The organism is Rudaeicoccus suwonensis (assembly GCF_007829035.1).
Classification (GTDB): Bacteria; Actinomycetota; Actinomycetes; order Actinomycetales; family Dermatophilaceae; genus Rudaeicoccus; species Rudaeicoccus suwonensis.
The window spans coordinates 1568457-1580452 of record NZ_VIVQ01000001.1; the positions used below are offsets into that span (position 1 = coordinate 1568457).

Genomic DNA, 11996 nt, shown 5'->3' on the forward strand with positions numbered 1-11996 from the left:
ACGCATCGATGTGACACAAATCGCACCATTACTGCTACTGTCCGGTAGCAGTCCATCGAACGTCCCCGGAGGTATGCCCGTGCGGAAATCCGCAATCGTGATCGGTTTCGGCGCGTTCTTCGTGACGATGGCGTTGCTGCTGAAGTTCTACGCCTACCCGAATCTCGCTGTCATTCCCAAGGATCAGAACACCGGCCAGACGCTGTCGGACCCGGACGCGTACTTCTTCAACGCCAACACGCTCAAGTTCAACCGGGGCGAGTTGGTCACCAAACTGGCGGTCGTCGTCAACAAGGAACTCACCAAGAAGGCAGGCGGGAACACCCTGGTCATCGACCAGTGGCAGTACTCCAACACCCCCGGTGACGCCGCCGCGGGCAAGCCACCGATGGAGGCTTACCACGCGCAGTTCGCGATCAACCGCAAGACCGGGTTGCCGGTGAAATACGCCGACGACAACCAGGACAACATCCCGACCACACACGAGGGATACACGATCAAGTTCCCGTTCGGGTTGAAGAAGAACAAGTCCTACGCCTACTGGGACACCACGCTCGAGAAGGCCATCCCCCTGAAGTACTCCGGGACCCAGACCATCGACGGGATGGAGACGTACAAATACACCGTCGACATCCCGACAACCGTGTATGAGAAGTACGAAGTCCCCGGCTTCCTGTTCGGTCTCGGGCAGTCCAGCCCCGGCCAGAACGCCGACCGCACCTACGCCAACCAACGGACGATCTGGGCCGATCCGGTCACCGGAGTCTTCATGAAGGTGCAGGAGAACCAGACTCAGACCGTGGAGATCCCCGGCCACGCGCCGGTGACGGTGCTCAAGACCGACACGGTGATGGACCCGTCCACCGTGAAGGCCAACGTCGATGAGTACAAAACCAAGGCGACCCAACTCAAGGCGCTCATCGCGGCGCCGGTGATCCTGGGCATCCTGGGTGTGCTGCTGATCGTCGGCGGCATCGTGTGGGCGGTCATGGCCGCCGGTCGTCGCCCCGAGGACGACGCCGACGGTGGTGGTGTCTCCCTGCGGAAGAACGACGACACCTTCGTCGAAGAGACCTGATCCTCATGCGCGCAGTCGTCACAGGTGGCGCCGGTTTCCTCGGCTCGCATCTGTGCGAACAGTTGGTTGCCCGTGGTGCGGACGTCGTGGCGCTCGACAACTTCTGCACCGGCTCCGCCGCCAACGTCGAGCACCTGCACAGCACTGGTCGGTTCGACCTCATCGAGCAGGACCTCACGACCGGGGCGCCGGTCGACGGTCCGGTCGATCTGGTGCTGCACTTCGCCAGTCCGGCATCACCAGTCGACTATCTGCGGCTGCCGATCGAGACTCTGCAGGTGGGCTCGTTGGGCACCCAGCACGCCTTGGACCTGGCCCGTGTGAAGGGATCCCGGTTCGTGCTGGCCTCGACCTCTGAGGTGTATGGCGATCCTCAGGTCCACCCACAGCGGGAGGACTACTGGGGCCACGTGAACCCGGTAGGCCCGCGCGGGGTCTATGACGAGGCGAAGCGTTTTGCCGAGGCGCTGACGCTCGCATATCGCCATACCCACGGGGTCGATACGGCGATCGTGCGCATCTTCAACACCTTCGGCCCACGCATGCGACCCAACGATGGTCGCGCCATACCGAACTTCATCCGTCAGTCGCTGGCCGGTGAACCGGTGACCGTTGCCGGTGACGGACTGCAGACCCGGTCGATCTGCTACGTCGACGACCTCGTGCAGGGCATCCTGGCGATGGCTGCCGCGCACCATCCCGGCCCGATCAACATCGGCAATCCGCACGAGATCTCGATGATCGACCTGGCGCACTGGATCGTGAAGCTCGCCGAATCGGGCTCCCCGGTCACACACATCGAGCGGCCCGTGGACGATCCGACGGTCCGTCGCCCCGATGCGACGCTCGCCCACGAGGTGCTCGGCTGGGAGCCGCAGGTGCAGATCGAGGATGCGTTGTTGCGCACGATCGACTGGTTCCGCACCAACGAGCTCCGCACCCCGGTGCTCAGCCCCGCTGCGACGGAGCAGATCCTCACGCGCACCGATCCGTCGGTCTGACACCACCGCGAGAGTGCCGGCGCCGGTTGCTCCGTGTCGTTCGTGTCATCTGCGCACAGTCGGACCGATCGGCGTCAGCTGCGTTCGGTGACGAAGATTGCCGTGCCGGGCAGAACGGCGCCCCGCGTAGGGCTCCAACCACCCCACTCGTTCAGGTTGTCGGCGGGCCACTCCGGCTCGACGAGGTCGACCAGTCGCAGCCCTGCCGCATGGATCTCTCGTACCCGGTCGCCGGTCGTCCGATGGTGTTCGACATACGTGGCGTTGCCGTCATCGTCCTGCTCGACATACGGCGTGCGGTCGAAATACGACCAGTGCGCGGTCAGGCCCTCGGCGCCGGGGACGTCCGGGAAAGCCCAACGGATCGCGTGCGTGGTGGCGAAGACGAACCTGCCGCCCTCGTGCAGCACCCGAGCGGCCTCCCGCATCAGCGCGGCGCTGTCGGCGACGAAGGGCACCGCGCCATACGCGGTGAAGACGATGTCGAACGAGTCCGCGGCGAACGGCAACTCGACCGCATCGCACTGCACAAGAGGTATGCCGTGGGCGTTGCCGGCGTCGATCGCCTGTGCCTGCCGCAGCATTCCGTGAGACAGGTCCGTGGCGACGACCTGTGCACCGCACCTGGCCAGATGACGGGCGCCCTGTGCCGCACCGGCACCGATCTCCAGCACACGGCGGCCGCGGACGTCGCCGAGCAGGTGCAGCCGGCTTTCCTGATGACCTTCCGGACCCCACACCAGGGCCTCGTCGCCGAGGAAGTCACCGTGTTCGAGGTAGTACGGCGCTGCCTCCGCGTCCCACCACCGGCGGTTCGCCGCGCGGGTCTCGGCAGGTCCGGTGTCGCGATGGCCGACGCCGAACTCGTCCACGGTGGGTCTCCTGCGGCTCGGTGATGATGCGTTTGCGGTGGTCGGGGTGGCGCCATGAGCGCTGCCCGGCCGGCGATATGAGACTACTTTGACCCGGCTATAGACATATCGGTAGGGTGAGAAGGCGCACATGTGTGCGTACCCGGCCCTCATCGGTCCTCGGACCATGATCCTCGCCGGGATCACTGTCCATCATCAAGTGTCCACCAAAGGTTTCCTACTACATGACTGCCACCACCACCTCGCCGATCGCTGTCAACGACATCGGATCGGAGGAGGAGCTGCTCGCCGCGATCGACGCGACGATCAAGCACTTCAATGACGGAGACATCGTCGAAGGTGTCATCGTCAAGGTCGACCGGGACGAGGTCCTGCTCGACATCGGTTACAAGACCGAGGGCGTCATCCCCTCGCGCGAGCTGTCCATCAAGCACGACGTCGACCCGTCTGAGGTCGTTGCGGTCGGCGACGAGGTCGAGGCTCTGGTTCTCCAGAAGGAGGACAAGGAAGGCCGCCTCATCCTGTCCAAGAAGCGTGCACAGTACGAGCGCGCCTGGGGCACCATCGAGCAGGTCAAGGAAGAAGACGGCGTCGTCACCGGCACCGTCATCGAGGTCGTCAAGGGTGGCCTCATCCTCGACATCGGCCTGCGCGGCTTCCTGCCGGCATCGCTCGTCGAGATGCGTCGCGTGCGCGACCTGCAGCCGTATGTCGGCAAGCAGATCGAGGCCAAGATCATCGAGCTCGACAAGAACCGCAACAACGTGGTCCTGTCGCGTCGCGCCTGGCTCGAGCAGACCCAGTCCGAGGTCCGCACCACGTTCCTCAAGGAGCTGCAGAAGGGCCAGGTCCGCTCTGGTGTCGTCAGCAGCATCGTCAACTTCGGTGCGTTCGTCGACCTGGGCGGCGTGGACGGTCTGGTCCACGTGTCCGAGCTGTCCTGGAAGCACATCGACCACCCGTCCGAGGTCGTCGAGGTCGGCACCGAGGTCACCGTCGAGGTGCTCGACGTCGACATGGACCGCGAGCGTGTCTCGCTGTCGCTGAAGGCGACTCAGGAAGACCCGTGGCAGCACTTCGCCCGCACCCACGCGATCGGTCAGGTTGTGCCGGGCAAGGTCACCAAGCTGGTCCCGTTCGGTGCGTTCGTGCGCGTCGAGGACGGCATCGAGGGTCTGGTCCACATCTCCGAGCTGGCCGAGCGTCACGTGGAGCTGCCGGAGCAGGTCGTCACTGTCGGCCAGGAGATCTTCGTCAAGGTCATCGACATCGACCTCGAGCGTCGCCGCATCTCGCTGAGCCTCAAGCAGGCCAACGAGGACGGCGCCGGCCAGGTCGAGTTCGACCCGACCCTCTACGGCATGGCCGCGGAGTACGACGAGCAGGGCAACTACAAGTACCCCGAGGGCTTCGACTCCGAGTCGGGCGAATGGCTCGAGGGCTTTGAGACCCAGCGCGAGAAGTGGGAGAAGCAGTACGCCGAGGCGCACGCCCGCTACGAGGCACACCAGGTGCAGATCGAGCAGGCTCGCAAGGACGACGCCGAGGCTGCCGCCACCGCAGCGACCTCGGGCACGACGTCCTACTCCTCGGAGAGCAGCGACAACTCCCCGGCGTCGGCCGGTTCGTCGAGCAGCTCCTCCTCGCACTCGGCCCCGGCCGAGGGCACGCTGGCCTCGGACGAGGCGCTTGCCGCGCTGCGCGAGAAGCTCACCGGCGCCTGATCGCCGCTGACACCCGACTGACCAGGGTCGCAGCTGTGACCTGACGTCGGAAGCACGTCACGAAGGCCCCCGGAATCATCACGATTCCGGGGGCCTTCGTCGTTCGGCCCGCGGTTCGGCTGCGGGGTGTTGGTGCCGGGGTGCGTGTTTCGGTGCGCCACGCGAAGCTGACGCGTATGGCGCCGAATCGGCGACTACTGCATAGAGCCCCCGACTGAATCCGCCGGATCGGCGAATTGTGTGGGTGGAGGCAGGTCGTAGTCGCCGGATCGGCGACTTATGGCGTAGGCGCGGTCCATCGCAGCGTCCGCACGAGACGCTCGGTGCGACGGGACCTAGGCTGGCGGGATGTTGTGCATCGGGCTGACCGGCGGGATCGGCGCGGGTAAATCGACGGTGTCGTGTGAACTCGCCCGACTCGGCGCCGTGGTGGTCGACGCAGATCTCATCGCCCGCGAGGTCGTCGCTGCTGGAACTCCTGGACTACACGAGATCACAGCACATTTCGGTGAACAGGTCCTGTCCACAGACGGCTCATTGAACCGGCCGGCGTTGGGCGCGATCGTCTTCGGCGACGCGACCGCGCGACGCGAGTTGGAGGCCATCACCCACCCGTTGATCCAGCGACGGACGCGCGAACTGTTCGAGCAGGCGCCACCCGAAGCGGTGCTGGTGCACGACGTGCCACTGCTGGTCGAGCTGGGCATGGGCGCGGCATACCACCTGGTCGTGATCGTCGACGCGAGCGAGGAAGCCCGGCTGGCTCGGCTCATGGACAACAGAGGTATGACGCAGGCCGAGGCCCGCGCACGCATCGACGCTCAGGCGAGTCATGCGCAACGTGAGGCTGCTGCCGACGTCTGGCTGCACAACCACGGCAGCACCGACGACCTGCAGGCACAGGTCGATGCTCTCTGGCGGGACCGGCTTGCGGCATACAACTCGAACCTGCTCGACGGCCGTTGCGTGCGGCGAGTGCAGCAGGTGCAGATCGTGCAGCCGCGCGACGAATGGGCCGCGCAAGGCGAACGCGCAGTGGCTCGCATCAGGCATCAACTGGCTCAGGCGGGCGTCGGCGGGCAGGTGCGGTCGGTCGAGCACATCGGATCGACCAGCGTTCCTGGATTGCCGGCGAAGGACGTCATCGACCTGCAGGTCGAAGTCGACGACCTCGCTCTGGCGCAGACCGCCGAATTCAAGAAGGCCATGCTGGCGGCCGGATTCGTCTACGACGGCGAGCGTCACGACGATCCGCAGGCGTGGGCGCCGGACCCGAGTCAGTGGTCGAAGGTCTTCTACGGGGGTTGTGATCCGGCGGTGGTGCACCACGTGCATGTGCGCGGGAGTGGAACCCCTGGTGCCGTGATCGCACCCATGTTCCGCGACTGGTTGCGCGCCCATCCGGCTGAAGGAGATGACTACGCGGCGATGAAGTTTGCCGTCGCGGAGCGTTTCCCCGGTGGCGAGCCGGTGGGATCGGACTACAGTGCGGCAAAGTCTCCGTGGCTCGCAAGCGCATTCGAGCGTGCCCGGGAATGGCACGCAGGCGCGGCCGGATCATCCGATAACGGTTCGGCGTAGCGACCCGATAGTTACCCCCGTGTCAGCGTGCCGAGCGCTAATGTTCACCCCGTGTTGAATCTCATCGGTGAGACTTCGCGACCGTGACCACTTCGCCGGAGACCGTGTCGGCGTCGCCACGCTCGGGTCCGCCTGCTCCGGTAGGCCCTGCGCCGCGACGCAGCGGCCGACCGTATGGCGAGTGGATCCTCGCCGCGGCGCTGCTTCTGCCCAACCTGGTGCTGCTGGTGATCTTCACCTACCGGCCGTTGCTGGACGACTTCCGGTTGTCGTTCACCGACTGGAACATCTCGGCGCCGGTCGCGCACTACATTGGCTTCCAGAACTACGTCACCTGGTTCCACGACCCGAACTCGCACCAGGTGCTCATCAACACCCTGGTGTTCACGGTCGCGACGGTCGGACTGTCGATGGCGCTGGGTCTGATCCTGGCGATCCTGCTCGACCAGAAGCTGCGCGGACGCAACCTCGTGCGGTCGGCCATTTTCGCGCCCTTCGTCATCTCCGGTGCCGCCGTCGGCATCGCCTTCCAGTTCGTGTTCGACCCGAACTTCGGCATGCTGCGCGACCTCTTCCACCGCGTCGGCGTGACCGTGCCCGACTTCTATCAGCAGCCCCACTGGGCGCTGGTGATGGTGACGGCGACATACGTCTGGAAGAACCTGGGCTACACCTTCGTCATCTACCTGGCGGCGCTGCAGGGTCGGCGAGCCGACCTTGATGAGGCTGCCGAGATCGACGGGGCCTCGGCCTGGCGCCGGTTCTACAAGGTGCTGCTGCCGCAGCTGCGGCCGACGACGTTCTTCCTGTCGATCACGGTGCTGCTGAACTCCGTGCAGGTCTTCGACATCATCAACGTGATGACCAAGGGCGGGCCGCAGGGGTACGGCACGAGCACGATGGTCTACCAGGTCTACGAGGAGACCTTCGTCAACAACAAGGCTGGGTATGGCGCAACGATCGCGACGATCATGTTCTTGATCCTGCTGGTGATCACGGTCGTGCAGGTGCGTGTGATGGATCGAGGCATGAAGAATGACTGACACCATCGTGGACGAAGGCGTCGACGCCCCCGCCAAGGGCGCTCACCAAGCCGAGGCGGCGACGTTTTCGGGGCCGGTCATGCGGGTCGTGGGCTACATCGCGATGGTGATCGTATTCCTGATCGTGGCGTTGCCGTTGTTCTGGATCGTGATCACCTCGTTCAAACAGCGCCAGGACATCTACACCCAGCCGGCGCAGTGGTGGCCCAAGAACCCCACCACCAACGGCTACCACCTGGCGACGACGACGATCGCCTTCTGGGACTACTTCCGCAACTCGATCATCATCACTGCGATCCTCTCGGTGACCAAGATCGTGCTCGGCGTCATCAGCGCCTATGCGCTCTCGCTGCTGCGGTTCCCCGGGCGCACTGCGCTGTTCCTGCTGATCATCGCGGCGCTGATGGTGCCCAACCAGATCACCGTGATCTCGAACTACGCGCTGGTCAGCCAGTTGGGTTGGCGCAACACCTACCAGGGCATCATCATCCCGTTGGCCGGCGTCGCCTTCGGCACCTTCCTGATGCGCAACCAGTTTCTCTCGGTGCCGAGCGAGATCATCGAAGCCGCCCGGCTCGACGGTGCCGGGCCCCTCAAACTGCTGTGGCGGGTCGTCCTGCCGATGTCGTGGCCGACGCTCATCGCGTTCTCGATCATCACGGTCGTGAACGAGTGGAACGAATACCTCTGGCCGTTCCTGATGGCCGACGACCAGCGGGTCGGCACCTTGCCGGTCGGTCTGACCCAGTTGCAACAAACCGACGGCATCACCAACTGGGGTCCGGTCATGGCCGCGACCGTCCTGGCGATGTTGCCGGTGCTCATCCTGTTCCTCGCACTTCAACGACACATGATCAAGGGCCTCACCGCTGGTGCGGTGAAGGGCTGATTCCCTCACTAGGAGAAAACTGATGACTGAATTGACCCGCCGCGGATTCCTCGGCGCAGCCGGTGGTGCGGCTCTTGCGACTGGATTGGCAGCATGTGCCGGCACCGGCGGATCCTCCAGTTCTTCCGGCGGAGGTGGCGGCGGCAACTCCAACACCATTGACTTCTGGAGCAATCACCCTGGCACCTCCAAGACCACCGAGCTGCAGCTCATCGCGGCCTTCGAGAAGGCCAACCCCGGCCTCAAGGTCAAGCTGACCGACGCCGGCAAGTCCTACGAGGATGCTGCTCAGAAGTTCAACGCCGCCCTCGCCGGTGGCAGCCTGCCGGACGTGGTCGTCGCCTCGGACGTGACGTGGTTCAACTTCGCCCTGAACAACCGATTCGCCGACGTGGGTGCGTTGTTCCAGCAGAACGGGCTCTCGACGACCGACTACGTGGACGGCCTGTATGCCGACTACCTCTATCAGGGCAAGCACTATGCGATTCCCTACGCCCGCTCGACGGTCGTCTTCTACTACAACAAGAACGTCTTCAAGAAGGCCGGAATCCCGGACCGCTCCCCGGAGTCCTGGGACGAGTTCACCTCGTGGGCGCCGAAGCTGCAGGCTGCGATCGGCTCCGGCAAGAGCGCGCTGATCCTGGACGACGGCTCGGACTACCTGGATTGGACCTTCCAATCCATCGTCTGGTCGTATGGCGGCGCCTACTCCACGGGCTGGACGCCGACGTTCACCGACCCCAAGACGATCCACGCCGCGAATGTGCTGCAGGGCTGGGCCAAGTCGAAGTACATGAAGACGTCCGCGGACTCCTCCAGCGACTTCGGTGCCGGACTGGGTGCGGTGCTGTTGGAGTCGACCGGTGACCTCGGCGGGTTCAAAGATCTCAACTTCGACCTTGGCGTCGGCTTCGTCCCGGCGCCGGGTGGCGTCAAGACCTGCCCGACCGGCGGCGCCGGCCTGGCGATCCCGTCCGGGATCTCGGCCGACCGGCAGAACAACGCCGCCAAATTCGTAGCGTTCATGACCGACCCGGCCAACACCGCCACCTTCACCCAGGCAACCGGCTACATGCCGGTGCGCAAGTCGGCGCTGGAATTGCCGCAGGAGAAGGCATACCTGGCGGCCAACCCCAGCTACGACGTCGCAGTGAAACAGTTGCCGTACACCCGTCCGCAGGACTACGCACGCGTTTTCGTGCCGGGTGGCGGCGCGATGATCGGCCAGGCGCTCGACAAGATCGTCGCCGGCTCCGATGTCACCTCGACGTTCAAGTCGCTGAACGGCTCCATCACCTCGGCATACGACAGCCAGGTCAAGCCGCTGCTGAAGTCCTGACGCATGGCATCCGTTTACTTCGACGAGGCGTGCCGGATCCACAAGGGCAACACCCGGCCGTCGGTCGACAGCATCACGCTGGACATCGAGGACGGCGAGTTCCTGGTGCTGGTCGGGCCGTCCGGTTGCGGCAAGTCGACGACGCTACGCATGCTCGCGGGTCTCGAACCCGTCGACAAGGGGCGCATCCTCATCGACGGTCATGACCAGGACGGTGTGCGGCCGCGGGACCGCGATGTGGCAATGGTTTTCCAGAGCTACGCGCTGTACCCGAACATGACCGTCGAGGAGAACATGGCATTCGCGTTGCGCAATGCCGGGGTCAACAAGGCGGACGCGCATGCTCGCGTGCTCGAAGCCGCGAAGATCCTCGAGCTCGACCAGTTGCTGAAGCGCAAGCCGGGGCAGATGTCGGGTGGTCAGCGGCAGCGCGTCGCTATGGGCCGGGCGATCGTGCGGAACCCCAAGGTGTTCTGCATGGACGAGCCGTTGTCGAACCTGGACGCCAAACTGCGGGTCTCGACACGTGCTCAGATCGCGTCCTTGCAACGACGGCTGGGCGTGACGACGGTCTACGTCACCCACGACCAGGTGGAGGCGATGACCATGGGTCACCGCGTCGCGGTGCTCAAGGACGGCGTGCTGCAGCAGGTCGACACTCCCGAGGAGCTGTACGAACGGCCGCGGAACACCTTCGTGGCCGGCTTCATCGGCTCACCCGCGATCAATCTGCTCGACGTGTCGGTGCACGAGGGTGTCGCGGACCTGCTCGGTGCGAGTGTGCCGTTGGACCGTGCCAAGGTCGACGGCAGCGACAAGGTCACGATCGGCATACGGCCCGAGAGCTGGTCACTGGAAGGTGCCGGTGCTGGGGTCGCGCTCCGGGTCGAACTCGTCGAGTCTCTTGGCGCGGAGTCGTTCGTCTATGGACGGCCCGAGAACGACGAGGACGGCCCACGGATCACCGTCCGCTGTGACCGTCGGCTCAAGCCGGACCAGGGCGATGTCGTACAGATCGTTCCGGACGCGAAGGAGATCCACATCTTCGACGCCGAAACGGGTGACCGTCGCTGAACGAAGCGATCACGTCGAAACGGTTGCGCCGCGCAGGGCCTTGGTCCCTGCGCGGCGCAATGGTGTCGTCTCCACTCACGGTGACACCGCGTTACCTGCTGGCAGTCGTCGTCGTCGGCCTCGGCTCAGGTGTTGCCGGGGCCGCACTGACACTGTTGCTGCACGCGGTCCAACGGGTCGTCTTCGGCTACACCGGCAGCCTGACCTTCCTGGTCGGTGTGGAGCATGCGTCGCCGGCACGGCGGGTGATCGGTATGACGATCGCCGGCGTGATCATCGCCCCTGCGTGGTGGCTGTTGCGATCGCGCCGGACTCTCGTCAGCGTGCCGGCTGCGCTGCGCGACGAGCAGGTCCGTTTGCCGGGTGCCCGCACCACCGTGGATGCGGTGCTGCAGATCGTTGCCGTCGGTGCCGGTGCCTCCCTCGGTCGGGAGGGCGCCCCGCGGCAACTCGCCGGTGCGATTGCGGTGCGGGTGGGGGAGTGGCTCGCGCTGGATGCCACGCAGCGTCGGGTGCTGTTGGCGTGTGCGGCAGGTGCGGGTCTCGGAGCCGTCTACAACACCCCGTTGGCGGGGGCCGCGTTTGCTGTCGAAATTCTTTTGCTGACAACGGATCTGCTCCAGATCGGCACGGCTGCGGTGGTCAGCGCGGTTGCCGTTGTGGTGGCGTGGCCGGTGGTCTCCTCCGATCCGACCTACGTGATCGGTGCACACCGGGTCGGCGGCGGCAGCTGGATCTGGGCAGTGCTGGCCGGCCCCCTGTGCTGGGCTGCCGGCCGGGGCTGGCTGGCGCTGATGGCAGCGGCGAAGTCACGTGATCCGGATTCTCCGACGCGAGATCTGCCATGGCGTATGGCGGGGGCGATGTGCGCCGTCGGAGTCGTCGCTATTGCGCTTCCACAGATCACCGGTAACGGCAAGGGGATCATGCAGACCGTCACCGGCGCGGGCACCATCGGTGCCGGGCTGCTGGCGTTGTTGGTGATTGCCAAGCCGCTGGTCACCGCCTTGTGTCTGCGTGGGGGTCTCGTCGGAGGCCTCATCACGCCGTCGATGTCGACAGGTGCGGCGATCGGGGCCCTCGTGAGTCTGGGCCTCGGACAGGTGCTCGGCTCGACCTCGATGGTCGTGTGCGCCATGGTCGGCGCTGCCGCGATGCTTGCGGCAACTCAGCACGCGCCGATCACAGCGGCAGTCTTCATGCTCGAACTCGCGCACGCTCCATGGCAATTGATGCCGCCGATCTTCGTTGCGGTCGCTGTGGTCGGGATGCTCGAGCACCGGTTGCCGATGCGCCGCTGAACTCGGGTGGCCGCGAGTTGTGCTCGGCGGTGGCGAGGCGTGCGGGTCAGGTGATCGTTCGACGTTGATGCGCAGATAGTTGTGTGTATACAAT

General features: G+C 65.2%; 10 protein-coding genes. 9 read left to right on the plus strand and 1 reads right to left on the minus strand.

What is annotated here, in order from left to right:
- The first annotated feature begins 79 nt into the window (after positions 1-79).
- Both pgfA and BKA23_RS07175 read left to right on the plus strand, forming a co-directional pair.
- The gene (gene pgfA, locus BKA23_RS07170; RefSeq protein WP_170226410.1) at positions 80-1078 is read left to right on the plus strand and encodes a cell envelope lipid trafficking protein PgfA; all 999 of its coding nucleotides are present in this window, start codon (positions 80-82) and stop codon (positions 1076-1078) included.
- A gap of 5 nt (positions 1079-1083) precedes the next feature.
- Complete coding sequence (locus tag BKA23_RS07175; protein WP_145226781.1) at positions 1084-2079, plus strand: UDP-glucuronic acid decarboxylase family protein; 996 nt, start codon at positions 1084-1086, stop codon at positions 2077-2079.
- A gap of 74 nt (positions 2080-2153) precedes the next feature.
- Here the strand turns inward: BKA23_RS07175 and BKA23_RS07180 are convergent, their stop codons facing one another.
- Positions 2154-2951, minus strand: coding sequence for a class I SAM-dependent methyltransferase (locus tag BKA23_RS07180; RefSeq protein WP_246104504.1), 798 nt, complete (start codon positions 2949-2951; stop codon positions 2154-2156).
- Positions 2952-3175: 224 nt separating this feature from the next.
- Here BKA23_RS07180 and rpsA point away from each other — a divergent pair, with 224 nt between their 5' ends.
- The 7 genes from rpsA to BKA23_RS07215 all read left to right on the plus strand — a co-directional run bounded on the left by rpsA (position 3176) and on the right by BKA23_RS07215 (position 11902).
- On the plus strand, positions 3176-4675 hold the full coding sequence (gene rpsA, locus BKA23_RS07185) for a 30S ribosomal protein S1 (protein ID WP_145226785.1): 1500 nt from the start codon (positions 3176-3178) through the stop codon (positions 4673-4675).
- Positions 4676-5023: 348 nt separating this feature from the next.
- Complete coding sequence (coaE, locus tag BKA23_RS07190) at positions 5024-6256, plus strand: dephospho-CoA kinase (RefSeq protein ID WP_145226787.1); 1233 nt, start codon at positions 5024-5026, stop codon at positions 6254-6256.
- A gap of 83 nt (positions 6257-6339) precedes the next feature.
- Entirely contained in the window at positions 6340-7299 is a 960-nt protein-coding gene (locus BKA23_RS07195) for a carbohydrate ABC transporter permease (protein ID WP_246104505.1), read from the plus strand.
- A complete protein-coding gene (locus BKA23_RS07200) occupies positions 7292-8188 on the plus strand; it encodes a carbohydrate ABC transporter permease (protein ID WP_145226789.1) in 897 nt (298 codons plus the stop codon). Before BKA23_RS07195 ends, BKA23_RS07200 begins: the two co-directional genes overlap by 8 nt.
- 22 nt (positions 8189-8210) lie before the next feature.
- On the plus strand, positions 8211-9527 hold the full coding sequence (locus BKA23_RS07205) for an ABC transporter substrate-binding protein (protein ID WP_145226791.1): 1317 nt from the start codon (positions 8211-8213) through the stop codon (positions 9525-9527).
- Between the two features lie 3 nt (positions 9528-9530).
- Positions 9531-10601, plus strand: a complete 1071-nt coding sequence (locus tag BKA23_RS07210; protein WP_145226793.1) for an ABC transporter ATP-binding protein — start codon at positions 9531-9533, stop codon at positions 10599-10601.
- A gap of 62 nt (positions 10602-10663) precedes the next feature.
- Entirely contained in the window at positions 10664-11902 is a 1239-nt protein-coding gene (locus BKA23_RS07215) for a chloride channel protein (RefSeq protein ID WP_211841620.1), read from the plus strand.
- Positions 11903-11996: the final 94 nt, after the last annotated feature.